This window comes from Arenibacter antarcticus, from assembly GCF_041320605.1.
In the GTDB taxonomy this organism is placed as follows: Bacteria; Bacteroidota; Bacteroidia; order Flavobacteriales; family Flavobacteriaceae; genus Arenibacter; species Arenibacter antarcticus.
On the sequence record NZ_CP166679.1, the window covers coordinates 143,170 to 161,966 of the forward strand.

Below are 18,797 nucleotides of genomic sequence, written 5' to 3' on the forward strand. Positions count from 1 at the left end.
AGGCCCAACAGAGCCCTAAGAAATATGGGGCGGTAAGAATTGAATAGATTAAAGAGAAAAGAAACTCTTGCGTACGGCATGGAAACCCAAGGCGCTTACCTTGCGCTCAATATCGCTTATTTGCACAACTTTGGAGGTGTGGACTCTAAATTCTTTTGGAAAACCATCATTAAAGAGCACTTCCTTTATGCCTTCTATCTTCATCAATTGCTGTTTAATCATGTCCAAATCCTTTTTCTCCTTGGCATCCGTTCCAAAGATTTTACCATGATTTCCAGGAATTACATTTTCTGATACAAAGCTCATACTGTATATGGTTTATTAATACTGGTTTGGACTTGGGGTGGTTTATACCATCCTTCTTTATGGAAAAATAACTTCATAGACCACCTCTATATAAATATACAAAATTAGGAAATACCTTTTACCGTGTATTTTATAGAATTACACTAATGGAGTCGGAAGTAATTATCCATAAACACAGATAGACCAGTAATAGCCCATTAAGCGGAGGTATTTACCCTAATCCAAAGGGCCAGAGCAGGGCTACAATTTGAAAAGGTTATTGGCTTCGGTCAAACAATCATCCTAACCTCTCCCAATTCCTGAATCTTATAGGGAAACTTATTACTAGGAGAACCAATAAACATAAAATTAGTGGGAATGTCCCATCGCTTGGAAAACTCTTTTATTTTGGCGGGACCAAACACCCCATCCTCCACAATGAATTGAATATCGATCTCTGGATAGGCCCTATTTAATACATCTATATCCTGCTTTAATCGGATAGGGATGGTATCATTTTTATCCAATACAGCAACAATTTTCAAGTTTCTGGTAGGTTCGTTCTGGGTAATATAAAGCATAACCTTGTTCAGGGTGGCTACATTGTCATTTTTGGTAAAAAAAACAAATTGTTGTTTTCTTATCGAGGTCAATACCCTTTGGGTATGTTGGTGCAGCTTTTTAAATAAGGGGCCCCTATCGGGGAAAATATAGGTTAAGACTACTAAAATAATTTTAAAGATAGCGGTCCGGTATAACATAAAGAACACTACCACTAGCGTAGGGATCAGGTACTCCGTAAAAATCGCCAAATAATAGGGGTTTAAGATAATATTCCCAAGCAATGCTGCAATTACTGCAAGTATAGCCACTAGAAGTCCTAGCCAGCTAGCCCTTTCGGGACGTGGTAATTTTGCACGATTTATCTTTAGCATCAAATTTCCGATTCCGAAAAGGATCATAACAGACAAAAAGGCAATGGTATAAACCCCTGCCAATTTTGCGAGGTTTCCTTTAGTTACCAATAAGATGGATATACATAACAAAAAGAACATAATATGGATCATATAAGGACTCTTCCTTTTATTCTTCTTCAAGAGAAATTTGGGTAAAATACGGTCCAACGCCATACGTTCCATCAATCCACCTACCCCTACAAAAGAAGTAAGCACAGCGCCACTTAACACCAGCGCCGCATCTATGCCAATAAGCAGCGATAGCCAATTGCCACCCGACACACCCCCTAAATAGGATAACAATGCATCTTGATTGGAGTTGATATCAGTCATTGGGACAATGGCCAAGGCCAAAAAAGCAATCAACGGATTAAAAACGGTTACTACCACCCACATATTCCGCAAAGTTTTAGGAAATACCCCATCTTGTTGTTCCTCTACATAGTTAGCGGAACTCTCAAAACCGCTTATCCCAAGCATGGCTGCAGAAAATCCTAAAAACAACGCATTTAAAATACTTCCTTTTATGGGGCTTCTAAAGTTTAACAGAAGGATGTCTAATCCATTTTCCACAAAAAAAACGATACAGAAAGTACATAAGAGGGTTAATGAAAAGAGGTGAAAAATAAAAATGACTACAGCTACTTTTGAAGATTCACTGATCCCTATAATAACCAGTCCCATAAAGACTGCTAAGAGACCTATAGTTACGGGGACTACTGGAAAAACATCCCATATACTATAGGCATATTTTACCGCCTCGCTGGCAGATATGACCGCGGTGGCCATGTAGGATAACACGGTTAACGAAGCGGCCAATGAGGCTGTAGATTTTTTGGTGGTATTCAATAAGGCGTTATAGGCTCCCCCATTTAATGGGAGCGCACCTACTACTTCTCCATAAATCCTCCGAAATAGAAATAAAACCCCTGCCACCATCAAAAGGGATATCCAGGCATATTGTCCTGCATAGACAATGGCCAAAGCGGAAACATACAAACAGGAAGAGCTTATATCATTGCCGCAAATTGCGGTAGCTTCAAGTTCATTGAGTTTTTTCTTCATCTACAAACCGATTACAGAAAAGAATTCCTACTTAAAGGTACGGGTAAATCAATGACATAAAGGTTATTAGAGCTTAAAAATGCATTACATTTAAAGTATAAAACATCTGATCACGAAATGAGTATGACCAAAAATTGGTCGCAAATACAAATGAAGGTATGCGAACCTAACTGTCGTTAGGCAAGTTTACCTACCTGTACTGGAGTTTACCTGCCGAAGGCAGTCGAAGTATGACCGTTAAAGAACAATATATAGCTACCTATGAAAACATTTATAAGCGGAATTTCAGAAAAAGAATATCCCATCAGCGAGCTGATTCCCGCAAAGACTATTAGAAAGTCTATTTTTATTTTAATGCAAAAGGAGCACCCTAAACTAACTTATAAAAGTTGTATTTCCGTATCCGAACTTAATCAATACCGACAAAAATACCTCTCGGAATACCTTGTTCGAGAAGTTGGTGAACTAAGCACTTTAGAAGAAGACGTGCTACAAACCATCCACAATGAAAAAACCATTTCCACCAAAAGGGACGGATTGGATGATTGGGAAAATTACTCCTATGGACAACGTTTGGCCGATAAGGTAGCCACCTTTGGAGGGAGTTGGAAATTTATTATCCTCTTCGGAATTTTCATATTTATTTGGATGTTGATCAATATAATATTCTTATTCAACAAGGGATTTGACCCCTACCCCTTTATCCTATTAAATTTAATCTTGTCCTGTTTAGCTGCCCTACAGGCCCCGGTTATTATGATGAGCCAAAACAGACAAGAGGAAAAAGACAGGGAACGGGCAAAACAAGATTATATGATCAACCTAAAATCGGAGTTGGAGATCCGAGTGCTTCATGAAAAAATAGACCACCTAATCATTCATCAACAGGAAGAATTATTAACCATCCAGCAAATTCAAATAGAAATGATGAATGATATTATGGTTCAAATTAAAGGGCATCAGAAACTATAAGTGCTGTTATCCGCTTAATTTAATTTTTCGGTATCTTTAAAGCTAAAGACCCAACGTTTCATTTCTTTTAGGTAATCGTATTTAAATACTAAAAAATAACCATCTTCTAAATCAACTGCAAGGAAGTTAAAACCACAATAGTATGGACCAAAACATATTTAACATTAATCGGAGACATTTTTTAAAAGGGACCACAGCTGCCATGGTGCTCTCTTCTTTTGGCGCCTATGGCTTTGAATTGATGCACCGAGCAAAGCCGTGGCGTGTTGGTCTTATTGGAACTGGCTGGTATGGAAAGAGCGATCTTTTTAGATTGATGCAGGTGACCCAGGTAGAGGTAATTTCCATTTGCGATGTAGACCGAAAATTACTCACCGAAGCCGCTACCCTAATCAGTCAAAGGCAGCAATCGCGCAAAACGCCAAGAATGTATGGGGATTACCGAAACATGCTCGCGGAAAAAGATCTGGATATTGTAATCATTGGTACTCCGGACCATTGGCATGCCCTACAGACCATAGAAGCCCTGAAATCTGGCGCCCATGTTTATGTGCAAAAACCTATAAGTACCGATATTGTAGAAGGTGAAGCCATGGTTGCCGCAGCACGTAAATACAATAAAATTGTACAGGTGGGCACCCAGCGAAAAAGTACGCCCCACCTAATAGACGCCAAGAAAAACATAGTAGATGCAGGCCTTTTGGGCAAAGTGTCCCATGTAGAGATGTGCTGCTATTACCATATGAGAGCCAATGACAACCCTCCCATACAATCTATCCCCGAGTATTTGGATTATGAAATGTGGACCGGCCCAGCCCCTCTAAGACCTTATGACGGCCTTCCCCATACAAGGTGGTGGCGCACATTTATGGAATATGGAAATGGTATTATGGGCGATATGTGTGTACATATGCTAGATACCGTGCGCTGGATGCTAGCGTTGGATTGGCCAAAACAAATAAGCTCTACCGGCGGTATCTACGTGCAAAAGGAGGGGAAATCTAACATTGCCGATACCCAAACCGCTATCTTCGAGTTTGAAGAACTAAATTGCGTTTGGCAGCACCGATCCTGGGGCACCCCTGCAGATCCAGAGTATCCATGGTCCTTTAAATTATATGGCGAGAAGGGTACCCTTATGGGCAGTACTATGAAGTACGATTTTATTCCCCATGGCGAAGGAAAAAAAATACATATGGATGTAGTCTACGAAAAGGAGAAATATCCTGAAGATCTTACGGAAAAGGGCATAGAATTAAATGCGGCTCCTGCTACTAGGGGGCATATGTTGGATTTCTTGACGGCTATAGACCAAAACACCTTGCCCATTGCTGATATCCGTGAAGGCCATATCTCTACCGCCAGCTGTATTTTGGCCAACCTTTCCATGGCCACCGGCCGCCCGTTAATCTATGATCCCCATAAAATTATAGTGGTGAACGATCAGGAAGCGACCGCTCTTTTACAACGGGAGTACCGAGCACCTTGGAAACATCCGCATCCCAAGGATTTTTTATAAGTGAATATTTTCTGCTAGAAGGTCACATAACACGCGTTCTAATAATAGTTTTATTCTGGGCGTTCCCCTATTGGGTGGAAACGGTACCTAGCTTAACCTTATTATCCAAGTAATTTAAACACTTATAGTAGTTCTAGGTACTACATTCATTTCATCGCAACTGCATCCAGATCATAGGCTGCGAGTACTTTATACTTCCTATAAAATTATATGACCAGTCCTCCATCCACGCTTAGGGTGGTCCCATTAATAAAACTGGCTTCTTCGGACGATAAAAAAACATAGGCATTGGCAATGTCCTCAGGTTTACCCAAACGCCCAAGCGGAGTTTTGCCCTCTAGATCGGCAATTAGCTTTTTGGGAATGGTCTCTACCATTTCGGTAGCAATAAATCCGGGGGCAACGGCATTTACATTGATCCCCTTTCTACCCAATTCCCTAGCCCATTCCTTAGTAAGTCCAATAACTCCCGCTTTTGTTGCCACATAATTGCTCTGTCCAAAATTTCCGTACAGTCCTACAACGGAAGAAGCGTTAACAATCTTTCCACTTCCCTTTTCCACCATATGTCCAGAAATTACCTGAGTACAATTAAATACCCCAGTAAGGTTAACATCCAAAACAGACTGCCATTGGTCTTGGGTCATTTTCATTAAGGTAGCATCTCTAGTAATCCCAGCATTATTGATTAGAATATCTATGGCACCATATTCCTCCATAATTTGAGCAGCGGCCTTTTCTACCTCGGTGATTTTTATGGTGTCGACTTTATTAAATTTTAAGTTTCTGCCCTTATTTTCCTCCAACAACCTATTTCCTGCCTCGGTGTTGATATCCCAACAGAAAACTATGGCACCTTCGTCCAAAAATTTGTTCACCGTTACTTTCCCAATTCCATTTGCACCTCCAGTAATCACGGCCACTTTACCCTTTAATCTATTCATCTTTTAAGTTTTACCTCAAATCTATTGTTTATTTGTTGAGTGAGCTTAAGAAAAATAAAATATGAACTATACCCTTTTGTATAAAATAAAAATCTTCAAATCCCCTTAAATCTAATGGAGTCCTTTCATTCTAAAAAAGTGCCTATCCAACAGGGGTATGGTCTCACCGAGGCATGTCTAAATCTAATTTCCCTGCACCAACATGATGCGCATAGAAAGCAACCCTTCACAGGCAAGCCTAACTTTTAGGTGTAAATACGAATATGCCCGAGTCACACCCAAAATGGTGAGAATGTAGCATCGCCTTCCTGGTATCGGACTCAGAGCAGTAAAACAAAACGGCTTGAACTTCCATAAAGAAATTCAAGCCGATATCGTTTTATAAAAAAGTACTGCTTTTTCTAATTCTATCTATTCAAAAGTAATCTCAAGGTTATTTTATTGAGAAGTAGTATTTAAAACCGCCTTTACAATAGCTGAAATAGGGAAGATTTGCTCACCATAAACGTAATTGGCTTTTGATACTTGGCCAATCTAGTAGTACCGGAATTCTATCCCATTTGTAATTCCAAATCGAAATTAATGGTAATGGAATCGTGGACCACAATAAGACCTAGTGCTTTTTTAGGGGCTTTGAGCTTAAAGTCGCCCAAACTTAATTTTAATGCACCTGAAACACAACTAGGTTTGTTATCCGCTATGGCGACTGGAATTCTATAAGAATTTTTGATGCCTGCAATTTTTATTTCTACCACAGCCGTTAATGCCGAAGCGTTTAATATGTCTCCTATAATCTCTTTGAGTTTTAATTCTATCTGTGGATATTCCTCAGATTCTAAAAGATCGTGGAAGTCTCTATTTATACCTCTGTTACCACAGTCAAAACCAAAGTTGTTCAATACTAAAGTAGCTTTTTGGAAAATATATTTCTCACCAATTTTTTCGAAATGGACAGGGATAGGTTCCTTTAATCTATCGGTGTCAAAATCACAGCTAAAGGTATTGATATTGGTAGTCCCAGATATCATTAACCTACTTTCCGGTGCAATGGTAATTACCGAATGGTTTACTGGAGAATCTTTGAAATTAAAAGCAAGTAGTAATAAAATTGTAGTGAAGCCCAATACCTTTTTCATTATCTGTGTTTAGGAAGTTGTTCATCTGCTTTTTAAAGTTTGCCCGAGCATTATCCTACTCTTGTGCCCGGGCAAACTATAATAAAAACTATGTCTTTGGGTTAGACCCAATACTATTTAGAAACTAATAACCGCTTCTAGCATCAATCCTTTAAATTCTCCTTCATTTAGGATACTAGCAGTTGGGAAATCATTGTATTGTTGATTTACATATTCTAGTTTGGCAAGAATATTTTTCGTCATAAACCATCCAGCTCCTAATTGGAATCTTGAGATATCGATTTCATCCCCACTCATTTCCTCTGAATTTACCACATTATATCTGCCTCCCAAAAATAAATTTTCATCTTGGCCAAATCTGTAGATCAATTCACCAGCGTATTGCGTTGCTGTTCTGTTGGAGGTTTCTGTATTCGCTTTTCCGCTAGTATGCTCAAAAGTTCCGAAAAATTCCAATCCTCTGTATTTAACAAATGGGTTGATCATAACCGCTGTTACTTGGTTTTTCATGTTAGGATTATATCTTCCTGACCTGAAATTACCACTAGTAGAAGCGTTTTCATCCTCCATCACGAAATAGTACCTAGATCCCGCACGGTCTGCGCTATACAAGTAAGAAGTTTGCACATACCCAGTAGTGTATAGAGATCCAGTGATCCGATATCTTAAATCTTCACTGGTTTGCTTGTCGTATCCCAATTTCGCCATGAAAGAGGCACCACCAGTTGTCCCGTCGCTCTTATTCACAGCCTGATTTAATTTACCATTGGCAACTCCCAACATGCTTATAAAACCATTTTTACGGAAGTACACTTCCCCTCCTACCTCTGTAGTAAAGGCATCCATAATTAAGTTTCCTACAAATGGATTGTACATGGCCTGAGCATTATCTGTTCTTCTAAAATGAGCATCCCCATAGTTATTCTCCATATGCCCTACCTTAATAGTAACGTATTGCATAACGTTTTCCATAAACCCTTCATGGATAAAATCTAGTTTATCTATTTGGAAATACCCTCCCTTAACATATGGTTCAGGATGGTGTCTTGAGGACAAATAAGTTCTCAAGTGCATTCTTACCCCATCAAACAAAGCAACATCCAAATCTAGGTTGGCAGTTGCCAAATTAAAATTATAACCTATACTCTTTAGGGCTACAGCACCAGAATTACTATGGTCTACGGCCTGATATTGTAGGGTGGACGATCCCCCTATTCTTACTTTTACCCCATCGAATGTGGAGACGGAATCCTTTGGTGCCTCAAATACATTAATTCCACTTTTATCGGGTTGTCTGAAATTATCCAGTTTACGATCCTGTGCATTTAAACCGAATCCGGCTAAAACTACTACTGCACAAACGGCATTTTTAATTATTGATGTCATACTTCTATATTTAATTGATTATAATTCTATTTAGTTAAAACGGTATTAAATTTTATGGTGATGTCATCACCGGTGGTAATAGTTCCCAATAGCGCTTTAGGCGGGTCAATTTTGAAATCTGTCATTTTTATTTTCTTTGCTCCAACAAGAGTAACCTTATTGCTTGCTACTGTCATATCAAGATCCAGTGAAGTAGCTCTCTTTACACCGGCAATGGTCAGATCTCCTAATACCTTTACCTTAAATTTGCCGCTACCGTTTGGTTTCACTTCTTTTACTTCGGATAGTTGGAAGAGAATCTTTTTATGGCTCTTCGTATTCAATGCCTTGTAGGTGTTTTTGTCCATTGCAGACTTACCACTTTTTAAGCTTTCGGTAATTATCTCTAGACTTAAGTGGTCCAATTCCCCGGTCTCTGCATTTTTAAGTATCAAGACTCCTGCCTGGTTTTCAGCGACAATTTCCCAATCGTGTATGCTGGAAGTACCGAGTACTAGTAAGGACGATTCCCCATTTACCAATTGGTACTTTTGTGCTGTAAGGCTGTTGCCAAACAGTAAAAACATAAATAAAACCCCTGTTACGATTCTGCTTAAATTGAATCTCATCATAATAGTATTCTTTAGTATTATGATGCAAATTACAGGCTTAAAAACCCCTTAAAGAATGACATATATCATCTTTAAAACAATAAGATGCATGGTCACTTCCTAATGGTGTTATAAGATTTTTGGATGTTTAATTTAAAACGCTGTACCTCAGCAGACTTATAGGTGTGGCTCTTAAAAGGAAAGGAATTTGTCTCTTTTTATTTTTTTTAACAAAAGATTTTAATTCAACTATTCCGTAGGAACGTTAAATATGGCATATAGAAATAGCTTTGAAAATCTTAAAAATATGTACTGATAATTGATAACGTACAAAAGAAAGGCATGGAAAGGGATAGAAAGCGTAAGTCAAGGTCTAGCTGACTAGACACAAATCCTTACGCCTTCACTTCGCTCCTATCCCAATACTGATTTTATTTCTTTTAATTCGGACTCAGAAAATTTTATGTTTTTCAAGGCCTCCAAATTATCGAGCAATTGCTCTTTCTTACTTACCCCTACTAGAACCGTAGAAATTCGTTCATCTTTTAACAACCAGGCGATGGCCATTTGGGCAAGACTCTGTCCCCTATTTTTTGCGATATTGTTCAGAGCACCTACCTTCTTCAAAAGTTCAGGCGTAATTTGGGATTCCTTTAAATATCGTCCGTCTTTAGTTGCGCGACTGTCCTTTGGAATGCCGTTTAGATATTTATTGGTGAGTATCCCTTGTTCTAGGGGAGAAAATGCAATAGCCCCCATTCCTTGTTTTTCCAATTCCCCCAACAATCCATCTTCTACCCAACGGTCCAGCATATTATATCTCGGTTGATGGATCAAAAGAGGGGTCCCTAGATCTTTCATTATTTTAGCTGCTCTGGCAGTCAGATCTGCCGGGTATTGTGAAATGCCCGCATAAAGTGCCTTTCCCTTTTGCACCAAATGGTGCAACGCACCCATAGTCTCCTCTAAGGGTGTGTCTGGATCGGGTCTGTGATGGTAAAAAATATCCACATAATCCAGCCCCATACGTTTAAGACTCTGATCTAAGGAGGCTACCAGATATTTACGGGAACCAAAATTTCCATAAGGCCCAGGCCACATATCCCAGCCAGCTTTACTGGAAATCAAAAGTTCATCGCGATAGGGCTGAAAATCTTCCTTAAAAATCCGACCAAAATTTTCTTCGGCAGCCCCGTATGGGGGACCGTAGTTATTGGCCAGATCAAAATGGGTAATCCCATTATCAAAAGCACAGCGCAGTAAACTACGTCCTGTTTCCAAATCATTGGTATGACCAAAATTATGCCATAATCCCAAGGAGATAAGGGGCAATAGTATGCCGCTATTACCACAACGGCGGTATTGCATTGTGTTGTATCGTGTATCATCGGCCTTATAAGGCCTAGGACCAAAAGAATCTTTTACTTTCATTATATCTATTACATTAAAATTCAGCAGTAGGCTATTGTGCTTTACAATATCCTATGAGATCCCTAAGATAAAAAAACTTTAATGGGAATGGCAATTTGTTGATGGGGTAGATTTTGGATTTTTAAACGATAAGTGGAACAATACGATAGTTGCCTTTGATAATTCTATAAATCCACACGCATTGAATGCCATAGCATCAGTGTTGGAAGAAATTTGAAATTCGGGAATAGATTTAAAAGGCATTTAAAGGCGGAACCTTATAGTCTTCTACCTCCCATTGGGCACATTTTGCCCCAGCTTGATAGGCACTTTCCAAAAAATTTAAAACCTCATTTCTTGGATCCTTGCTATTTATAATATCCCCAAATTTTAACATGGCCATTGGACTTCCATTGGCATCCATCCAAAAAGCACTTTTTGGTTTTAGGGGTTCTTTTTTCAATTTCGGTGGCGCTGGAAAAGTATAGGAATAGTACGCAGGTTCGGGCATATTATCATCACCGGCCCAGAACCCAAAACTAATTACTTCATGTGAATAAGCATCTTTTTCCAGTATCCTTGCATTGACATCCATAGGCGGTGCCAATTTACCAGAAAATCTGGTGACTGTAAGATCCATGTGATGCCAATAAATATGTACTGGACAGGTCTTACCATAAAATAAGCCACTAAACTCTTTTAGTACGCCATCATTCCAAAGCATCATCTGCCAAAAGGTGTGTATGGATGCCCAATCATAATGATGGAATTCAGAAATTTCATCAAAAGGTTTCTCGACGCCCATATCCAATGGTTTATTTATGAACTTGGGCGTTACCCCCCATCCCTTTAAAATTGCCATGGAATCAGTATAAAATTGACCTACGGAGTAGCCGTCTTGCAGAAGAATCTCCCGATATTCCCCTTTACTATTTTTAAATTGGACCATTTTTTTATGAACATTAAGGGTGATTTCAAAGGTATTTAACCCGTCATTCATCGGGATAGGATGTGTAGAAAACCCCGCTATTGAAACATACTCGGTAACATACCACCAATGGTTTTTTCTTGGCATGATGGCGAGTCTTATTTTTCCAATTATTTGCAAAATTAAATGTATGGTAATCCTGGTGTCTTTCCAGGAATTGTATGGAAGATACGGTAAGGTCATAATTAGGAATATTAGATTAGTATCGTAATCGACTACCTCAGGGAGACAGTCAGGGTGGGGAAACACAAAACTTTAACACTACCCCTAAGATAAGAAATACCTAATAACCAACTTGTTAAACTCCAGTATATTATATAATAAACCTCATTTTATAAGTACAAACGCGACTAACAATTTAATTTCCAGTTATGGACAACGAATCATTTCTACAGCATTTCACTTTAAAAAGCTCAAAGACTTAACTATTTAATTCGTACAAAAGTCTTTTTTTGAAGAAGACATAACGGTAATTTGATGCATCACGTAATGACCCCATAAATAGAGGTCTTAAAAACTTAGAATTCCGAAAAACATCGATTACTTTAAGGAGGATTTATAGTGCTTCCTTATTTTTTCCTCTAGTTTTTCGTCCCAAAGTCGGGTTAATAATTCCTTAGCCATATTGTCATAATAAATAGCTTTTGCTTCGTCTCCCATAAGTTTATAAACTTCGGACAGTTTATAAATGGCCGGGATATACATGGTGTTGATACGCAAACAGGCAGTAAATTCCCGTATTGCCCCTTTATGTTCTCCCTTGTCGGCCAATTTAACACCCTTTTTAAAATGGGTTTCTATTTCCTTTACCTCATTATAAAACCGTAAATGCAGAATGTCTTTAGATTTTGTAGTGATAAAAGAACAGGGAAGTTCTCGGGTAACCTTATTGGTAACACTCCCCATTAATACGCGCTTTAAACCAGAACGCCCGGTGGTCCCCATTATAAGCAAGTCATGGTTGTGCTTTTTAATCATATTCAATATAGTCATAGGAACATTTCCTGCATAAATGTCTACCACGTAGTCTATACCAGCAAAATCAAAATCTTTTAAAAAGTCCCCCATTTCCTTTTCCAACTGCTGCATCCTACGTGTGTTTTCCTCTTCCAAGTCATCTAACTGATACCTTGGCGAAAGGTTAAGTACAGGTTCTACAACACCCAAAACCCTAAGGGTTGCGTTAAAATCCCCTGCTAAGGAAATGGCGTTATTGAGTGCGCCTCTAGCTGGCTCCGAAAAATCTACTGGGCAAATTATATTGCTGATTTTCGACTCCGTTTTGGTGGTAGCTACCCATACTGGGATATGCGAGTATCGCATAAGCTTTTCGGCATTATTGCCAAGTTTATGACCTTTGTCTTTTAATCTATATCCAGATCCTGCAACGATTAAATTAACGTCTTGTTTAGTGGCTACTTTTAGAATATTTTCTATTAGCTTGCCGTGCTTAATAATTGGATCCTTAGTGATTATCCGTTCCTTTTTCAGGGTGTCATTTATCTTGTTCAAGGACTCTAATACACTGTCTAACAGCATCTTTCTCATACTGATACTCCCACTTCCAGCTTCTTCCGAGAGGACATGTACAATAATAATCTCAGAATTATAAACATGGGCAATTTTAATTGCCGTGTTCAATTGTTCACTGTAATCGCCATTGATGTCGATTGGTACCAGAATTTTTTCGAGCTGCTTCATGTTTTCTCTTTTGAAAGGATAAAACCAAAATTAACAAATGATTATATTAAAGCTAAGATATTCATAAAATATCTTTATAAACTAGATTAATATCATGAAATATGTGCTTTTTTGGGTTTATTATGGCCAGTTTATCCAGACCAAACGCTTGTAAAAATATTGTGAGAATAAACATCGCATATAGATACTACGTAGAACCAACGCTTATGTTTTTAACCAACAAAAAAACAATTGATCCATCCATGAGTTTAATGTCTCTATCACCAAGAGCGTTTTAGCTTTATAATTATGTAGTATTTAGTGCCTATTAAGCTGATTAACCTCCAAATTATCAAGTATAAAGTCCTGACTTACCGACGCTACCGAAAGCGTCTCGAATGGTGCATTGGGAAAGAAAATTTCCGTCATCACCGTCGACCCATCGTCATAAAACAACTCTATGGAGGTCTTATCTAAAAGTAGGGTCCCAGTCAGTTGTTTACTACTGGAAATCCGTTCCGCAGTACTCCTCTTATTAGAGAAAGTTGTGGAAAATCCTGTTTTGCCGGATTTACTACGGTCGAGGAAATAAGTATTGTTGGTCCCATCGTAACCAAAGGATAACTCGTCCCCTACTTTGTTGGAAAGTTTAAAGGTGAAACTATCCTTTTTTAGTTCTGAAATGGTAAAGTTGATCGCAGCGCGTGAAAGATCAACCTTCTCAACCTTGATGAGAGCTGTTTCTCCATCGACCTGAATATTTTCTTTCTTATACTTACCCACTTTATATGCATCAATTTCATCTACTGGATGAGAAGCTAATCTGTAAGATTTGTCATCTTTGAACATTTTTATTTCTCTGGCCACGGTCATGGCACTACGCCAGGTTTCGGTAGGGACTTTATTGGCATATTCCCAATTGGACATCCAGCCCATATAAAATTTTCCTCCGTCCTTAGAGGTGACATTAGAAAAGCTGACCCCTGCATAATTGTCCTTCCCAAAATCAAGCCAATGGTTCTGTCCCTTATTCAGGACAGCTTCAAATTCCGTATCCATGATAAATTTTGTGCCATCAAAATCACCAATGAAATATTGCGTGGCACTACCCCCGTTAGGTCCGCCAGGATTAATACTTACAAGGAGCACCCATTTGGTTTCCTCAGAACCCTCTACTGGAATGGGAAAAAGATCTGGGCATTCCCAGACACCTCCGTGTGTTCCTAGCTCCCTATCCCAATCTCCGCCAAAATCCGATAACAGCTCCCAGCTTTTTAAATCTTTGGACCCATAGAACATCACTTTATCATTGGCAGCCAGGACCATAATCCATTTTTTTTGTTCCTTGTTCCAAGAAACCTTGGGATCCCTAAAATTTCTAATTCCCGGGTTCTCTATAACCGGATTACCTGAATATTTGGTCCAAGTAAGTCCTTCGTCTAAGGAATAGGCAATGGCCTGGGATTCCACATCTATTCCTTTGGCCTTTTTAATATCCGTATTATGATAGGTAAACATGGCAATGATGGGCACTTTCCCTCCTATGCCAAAGCCAGAGGTATTTTCCAGATCCACCACCGCACTTCCAGAAAAAATATATCCCTTTTCGTCCGGATAAAGTGCAATAGGTTGCTCCTTCCACGCTACCATATCGGTACTTATGGCGTGACCCCAATGCATGGGCCCCCATTTATTACCGTCTGGATAATGCTGATAATATAAATGGTAATATCCATTGTAATAGAACATTCCATTCGGATCATTCATCCAACCTACCTTTGGCGTAAAATGAAAATTTGGACGATACATTTCCGCTTCCGTATCCAACGCATTCTCACTATGGACCGCGGGGTCTTTATCCTCCTTCTTCCCTTGATCTTTACAAGCTAAAACTAGGCAAAGTGCTGCAAGAACTAGCACAAATTTTAAGTGATGATTTTTCATGTTTTAAAAGATTGAGCTTAAAATTTAACTTATTCATCTTTTTTAAGCAGTACTACTTTCCCCGTATTAGACCCCTTGGAGCTACTCAGGGATTTACTAAGGACTTCCAATGAAATCCCCTTCGTTTCGGGCATAAAAAATGCCACAAATAGCAGTTGTAAAACCATCATAAAAGCAAAGATGGCAAATACGGTTCCTGCACCTATTGCAGTAAATAATACAGGAATAAGGGAAGGAATAACAGCCGCCAGGATCCAGTGAACGGAACTACCAAAAGATTGCCCTGAACCTCGTAAGTGGTTCGGGAAAATTTCGGATATAAATACCCAAATGACAGTGCCCTGTCCTACCGCATGTGCAGCAATGAATAGGAAGAGGAATATAGCTACGGACATCCCCTCCCAATCTAAGTAAAAGGCACATGACACTAAGGTGAGTGATACTATATATCCGAAGGAACCGATATACATTAATTGCTTTCGTCCCAGCCTATCGATAAGAAAAATGCCCAAGAGCGTAAAAAGAAGATTGATAACCCCGATTCCTATACTGCTCAATAAGGCAGTACTTTCTCCAAGACCTGCCTCTCCTAAAATTCTAGGGGCATAGTATAAAAAGGCATTGATACCCGAGGCTTGATTAAAAAAGGCCATACAAAAGGCAAGGATCAATGGGAACCGGTATTTCTTCATAAAAATGTTCTCCCCCGGAACCTTATTCTCGTTTTCCTGATTTATTTCCAACATCAGTTTTTCCACATCCTGACCTGGATGTATCACTTGAAGTACCTTTCTTGCTTCTGTGGTACGCAACTTGGTCAGAAGCCACCTGGGACTCTGGGGAACGGTCAAGACAAATAGGGTATAAATCACAGCAGGAATGGCCTCTACCCCAAGCATCCATCGCCAGGCATTTTCACCAATACCACTTAATAGGTAATTGGATAAGAAGGCTACTAATATCCCGAAGACGATATTAAACTGATACAAGCCTACCAATTTTCCCCTATCCTTTGCGGGGGCTATTTCAGAAATATAAGCAGGAGCGGCAATCGTGGAAGCACCCACACCCAAGCCTCCCAAAAACCTAAAGATTGCAAAGGTGGTAGGGTCATTTGCCAAAGCCGAACCCAAGGCGGATACGGTATAAAAAACACCTATCCAAAACAAGGTTTTCTTTCTACCCAACCTATTCGTAGGTATTCCGCCGAATAATGCACCTACCACGGTCCCCCATAAGGCCATGGCCATTACTACGGAACCATGGAACACATCCGAAGATCCCCATAGGAGTTGCAATTTTTTATCGGCTCCGGATATCACTACCGTGTCAAACCCAAATAAAAATCCCGCTAAAGCTGCCGTAATAGACCACACCAAAATTTTCTTCATATCCCTGTTTTTTTAAGTATAAAAGCTATAGTAATACACATTAACAGGAAGTTATTTCTCCCTTTTTATCATCGGTTGTGATTTCGCTAATCCTTTTTCATAAATAGATAACACCTATAATAATCAATGTTTTAAGGAGAAGTATTTGACCAATATTACTAATACCAGTTACCTAAGGTAAGTAAAAAGATTAAAAAAGATATATGGTAATCAGCGCAATAGATAAAAAACCTAAAAGTGATTATATATAGCCGCCCGGACGAATACCATGTTTGACAGTAAAGAAGGAGGACGAGTAATTTTGGGATATAAAGTTGCCTACAACTGCATGGTATTATTTAAAGATTATCTCCACTCGTCATTGCTCATAGCTTGGAAACTTTATCCGAAATCCCTACTTTTCCATTGCCTGAATACAGGAGAAATTAACAGAAGGAATAAAATCGATATCCTTAAAAAGAACCTTCTTATTGGCCATCAGCTTCCAAAAGAGGAACTCACTAGAGATTAGTAGCGCTTCCAAATATTTAACTCGGATATAAAAGCCATTACTTCAGGTCTAATTCTTAGATCCCCCCATTGTTCTAGTTTCTTATTTTCTCATAATCAGTAACTAATTCTTGAAGTTTATCTAAATTGGATTTGGCTAAATTTTCCTTTTGACCTGGATCTTTTTCCAGATTATACAGTTGATATTCCTCGGAATTGCCCAACTCAATTTTCACCTGCTTGTTTATTACCGCTCCCTTATACGGTGGAATCATAGCCCAATTACCCTTTCTAAAAGCCGTTCTTGTAGTAGCTTCCAAAACCAGTTCCTCTCGTCCCTTATTGGACTTGCCCAAGAATTCATCCAAAAGATTTATACTATCTTCTCCTTTTACCTCACTCCCCACCAAGGCAGCCAAGGAGGTCAGCAAGTCTAACTGACATACCATGGCGTTAGATTTACTAGGGGTTATGGTACCCTTCCAATACGTGATAAATGGAACCTTGGTACCCGCATCGTATAAACTGTATTTCCCACCTCGTAAAATACCTGAAGGGGTATGATTACCTAGTTTTTCTTCGGAGTCGTCGTAGTAACCATCGTTGACTACAGGACCATTATCACTAGAGAAGACGATTAATGTATTTTCAAGAATGCCTTCCTCCTTCAAGGTTTTCATGAATTCACCTATGATCCAGTCGGCCTCCAAAATAACATCCCCTCTTGGACCCATTCCGGTTTTTCCTGCAAATCGCGGATGCGGTGTACGTGGCACATGTGGCTGTTGCAAGGCGTAATAAAGAAAGAAAGGTGCACTTTTTTGCTCTTTTACATACTGTTGGGCCTTGGCCAGAAAATGATCGGCCATATCAATATCGCTCCATTTGGCAGCCTCCCCTCCTTTCATAAACCCTATTCTAGGGATACCGTTCACTATGCTGTTATTATGACCGTGATGCCATTTCATAGTAGTTAATTCAGGGTTTTCTAAGCCGGTTGGTTCGCCTTCAAAGTTTTTGTGATAACTTACTTCAATAGGGTCATCTGGGTCTAACCCATCTACAAGACCGTCTGCAATGTACACCGTTGGTACCCTATCCTGGGTTGCAGCCATAATATAGGAATAATCAAAACCAACTTCATTTGGTCCAGGTGATACCCTTTCATTCCAATTTACATTTCCACTCCCAAGTCCCAAATGCCATTTACCCACAATACCAGTGGCATAACCTTCTCCTTGCAACATTTTAGGCACAGTCATTTGAGCCGTATCAATTATCAGAGGTGCGGTACCCGGTAATATTCTGGCATCCTTGTTGCGCCAGGGATACCTACCCGTTAATATTCCATACCTACTCGGGGTGCAAGTGGCGGAAGTAGCATAGCCATTGGTAAATTGAATTCCTCCCTTAGCCAAGGCATCCATATTAGGAGTACTGATCTCCGTTGCACCGTAAGCACTTAAATCACCGTACCCCAAATCGTCCATATAAATAAATATAATATTGGGTTTTTTGGGATTCGCCTCCGTAACCATTACCTTTTCTACTTTTGTTTTACATCCCAGAAAAAGCAATGCAAAGATTAGAGTCAGGAGTAAGCTTCTTGTAATAATTCTCATTTCTTAAATTTATTTCATTTATTAAAATGTAGGCGTTATCGTCCGTTGATGGTAATAATTTAATATTTAAATCTAACTATTCCATTTTTTTAAATCCATGAGTTCGTAAAGAATCTTAATATTATAACCTTTTGTCGACTTCGACAAAAGGTTATATGGATTTCATAAAAAAATACAATCACAAATTATTAAGATCTTAATTCTCCGCTGATTCCTATAAAACCGAACAGGATCAATTTAACAAGATACAAAAGCGGTATATATATTTTCATAAAAGAATGTATTTGTTTTTAATATTTTCTCTTGAATAGTGTTTTAAAAAAAATAAAAGTTGCCCAATAGCTCCTTCTTTCTTTGATTCCCTAGCTCAACATACAACGTCCTCCCTATTCAATTAGCTCCTTTTCCGGATAAAATATA

14 protein-coding genes are annotated in these 18,797 nt (G+C 39.1%); 2 read left to right on the forward strand and 12 right to left on the reverse strand.

The window, feature by feature from the left end:
• Positions 1 to 48: 48 nt before the first annotated feature.
• Together KCTC52924_RS00650 and KCTC52924_RS00655 are read right to left on the reverse strand one after the other, a co-directional pair.
• Complete coding sequence (locus KCTC52924_RS00650; RefSeq protein WP_251808686.1) at positions 49 to 306, reverse strand: heavy-metal-associated domain-containing protein; 258 nt, start codon at positions 304 to 306, stop codon at positions 49 to 51.
• A 269-nt stretch (positions 307 to 575) separates the two neighbouring features.
• Complete coding sequence (locus KCTC52924_RS00655; protein WP_251808685.1) at positions 576 to 2,306, reverse strand: APC family permease; 1,731 nt, start codon at positions 2,304 to 2,306, stop codon at positions 576 to 578.
• A 261-nt stretch (positions 2,307 to 2,567) separates the two neighbouring features.
• Between KCTC52924_RS00655 and KCTC52924_RS00660 the strand changes: the two genes are divergently transcribed.
• The gene (locus KCTC52924_RS00660) at positions 2,568 to 3,278 is read left to right on the forward strand and encodes a DUF1003 domain-containing protein (RefSeq protein WP_251808684.1); all 711 of its coding nucleotides are present in this window, start codon (positions 2,568 to 2,570) and stop codon (positions 3,276 to 3,278) included.
• Between the two features lie 142 nt (positions 3,279 to 3,420).
• Positions 3,421 to 4,797 (forward strand): Gfo/Idh/MocA family protein, encoded by a 1,377-nt coding sequence (locus KCTC52924_RS00665; RefSeq protein ID WP_251808683.1) that lies wholly within the window; start codon positions 3,421 to 3,423, stop codon positions 4,795 to 4,797.
• Between the two features lie 206 nt (positions 4,798 to 5,003).
• Here KCTC52924_RS00665 and KCTC52924_RS00670 read toward each other — a convergent pair whose 3' ends face one another.
• The 10 genes from KCTC52924_RS00670 to KCTC52924_RS00715 form a co-directional block, all read right to left on the reverse strand.
• Positions 5,004 to 5,741, reverse strand: a complete 738-nt coding sequence (locus KCTC52924_RS00670; protein ID WP_251808682.1) for a beta-ketoacyl-ACP reductase — start codon at positions 5,739 to 5,741, stop codon at positions 5,004 to 5,006.
• 551 nt (positions 5,742 to 6,292) lie between these two features.
• The gene (locus KCTC52924_RS00675; RefSeq protein ID WP_251808681.1) at positions 6,293 to 6,877 is read right to left on the reverse strand and encodes a YceI family protein; all 585 of its coding nucleotides are present in this window, start codon (positions 6,875 to 6,877) and stop codon (positions 6,293 to 6,295) included.
• A 117-nt stretch (positions 6,878 to 6,994) separates the two neighbouring features.
• Positions 6,995 to 8,263: a hypothetical protein gene (locus KCTC52924_RS00680; RefSeq protein ID WP_251808680.1), complete on the reverse strand. Its 1,269-nt coding sequence runs from the start codon at positions 8,261 to 8,263 to the stop codon at positions 6,995 to 6,997.
• Between the two features lie 26 nt (positions 8,264 to 8,289).
• On the reverse strand, positions 8,290 to 8,874 hold the full coding sequence (locus KCTC52924_RS00685; protein WP_251808679.1) for a YceI family protein: 585 nt from the start codon (positions 8,872 to 8,874) through the stop codon (positions 8,290 to 8,292).
• A gap of 393 nt (positions 8,875 to 9,267) precedes the next feature.
• Positions 9,268 to 10,284 carry an L-glyceraldehyde 3-phosphate reductase gene (mgrA, locus tag KCTC52924_RS00690; RefSeq protein WP_251808678.1) on the reverse strand — a complete coding sequence of 339 codons (1,017 nt, stop codon included), beginning with the start codon at positions 10,282 to 10,284 and terminating at the stop codon, positions 9,268 to 9,270.
• Positions 10,285 to 10,516: 232 nt separating this feature from the next.
• On the reverse strand, positions 10,517 to 11,434 hold the full coding sequence (locus KCTC52924_RS00695; protein WP_251808677.1) for a DUF5996 family protein: 918 nt from the start codon (positions 11,432 to 11,434) through the stop codon (positions 10,517 to 10,519).
• A 357-nt stretch (positions 11,435 to 11,791) separates the two neighbouring features.
• A complete protein-coding gene (locus KCTC52924_RS00700; RefSeq protein ID WP_251808676.1) occupies positions 11,792 to 12,952 on the reverse strand; it encodes a universal stress protein in 1,161 nt (386 codons plus the stop codon).
• Positions 12,953 to 13,249: 297 nt separating this feature from the next.
• Entirely contained in the window at positions 13,250 to 14,875 is a 1,626-nt protein-coding gene (locus KCTC52924_RS00705; protein ID WP_251808675.1) for a glycoside hydrolase family 32 protein, read from the reverse strand.
• 29 nt (positions 14,876 to 14,904) lie between these two features.
• Positions 14,905 to 16,266 (reverse strand): sugar porter family MFS transporter, encoded by a 1,362-nt coding sequence (locus KCTC52924_RS00710; RefSeq protein ID WP_251808674.1) that lies wholly within the window; start codon positions 16,264 to 16,266, stop codon positions 14,905 to 14,907.
• 584 nt (positions 16,267 to 16,850) lie between these two features.
• Entirely contained in the window at positions 16,851 to 18,377 is a 1,527-nt protein-coding gene (locus KCTC52924_RS00715; protein ID WP_370671495.1) for an arylsulfatase, read from the reverse strand.
• Positions 18,378 to 18,797 lie beyond the last annotated feature (420 nt).

What these genes read in the sequence shown, in the direction of transcription:
- KCTC52924_RS00650 (WP_251808686.1), bottom strand. Translation starts at nt 306, where the DNA reads ATGAGCTTTGTATCAGAAAATGTAATTCCTGGAAATCATGGTAAAATC.
- KCTC52924_RS00655 (WP_251808685.1), bottom strand. Translation starts at nt 2,306, where the DNA reads ATGAAGAAAAAACTCAATGAACTTGAAGCTACCGCAATTTGCGGCAAT.
- KCTC52924_RS00660 (WP_251808684.1), top strand. Translation starts at nt 2,568, where the DNA reads ATGAAAACATTTATAAGCGGAATTTCAGAAAAAGAATATCCCATCAGC.
- KCTC52924_RS00665 (WP_251808683.1), top strand. Translation starts at nt 3,421, where the DNA reads ATGGACCAAAACATATTTAACATTAATCGGAGACATTTTTTAAAAGGG.
- KCTC52924_RS00670 (WP_251808682.1), bottom strand. Translation starts at nt 5,741, where the DNA reads ATGAATAGATTAAAGGGTAAAGTGGCCGTGATTACTGGAGGTGCAAAT.
- KCTC52924_RS00675 (WP_251808681.1), bottom strand. Translation starts at nt 6,877, where the DNA reads ATGAAAAAGGTATTGGGCTTCACTACAATTTTATTACTACTTGCTTTT.
- KCTC52924_RS00680 (WP_251808680.1), bottom strand. Translation starts at nt 8,263, where the DNA reads ATGACATCAATAATTAAAAATGCCGTTTGTGCAGTAGTAGTTTTAGCC.
- KCTC52924_RS00685 (WP_251808679.1), bottom strand. Translation starts at nt 8,874, where the DNA reads ATGATGAGATTCAATTTAAGCAGAATCGTAACAGGGGTTTTATTTATG.
- mgrA (WP_251808678.1), bottom strand. Translation starts at nt 10,284, where the DNA reads ATGAAAGTAAAAGATTCTTTTGGTCCTAGGCCTTATAAGGCCGATGAT.
- KCTC52924_RS00695 (WP_251808677.1), bottom strand. Translation starts at nt 11,434, where the DNA reads ATGACCTTACCGTATCTTCCATACAATTCCTGGAAAGACACCAGGATT.
- KCTC52924_RS00700 (WP_251808676.1), bottom strand. Translation starts at nt 12,952, where the DNA reads ATGAAGCAGCTCGAAAAAATTCTGGTACCAATCGACATCAATGGCGAT.
- KCTC52924_RS00705 (WP_251808675.1), bottom strand. Translation starts at nt 14,875, where the DNA reads ATGAAAAATCATCACTTAAAATTTGTGCTAGTTCTTGCAGCACTTTGC.
- KCTC52924_RS00710 (WP_251808674.1), bottom strand. Translation starts at nt 16,266, where the DNA reads ATGAAGAAAATTTTGGTGTGGTCTATTACGGCAGCTTTAGCGGGATTT.
- KCTC52924_RS00715 (WP_370671495.1), bottom strand. Translation starts at nt 18,377, where the DNA reads ATGAGAATTATTACAAGAAGCTTACTCCTGACTCTAATCTTTGCATTG.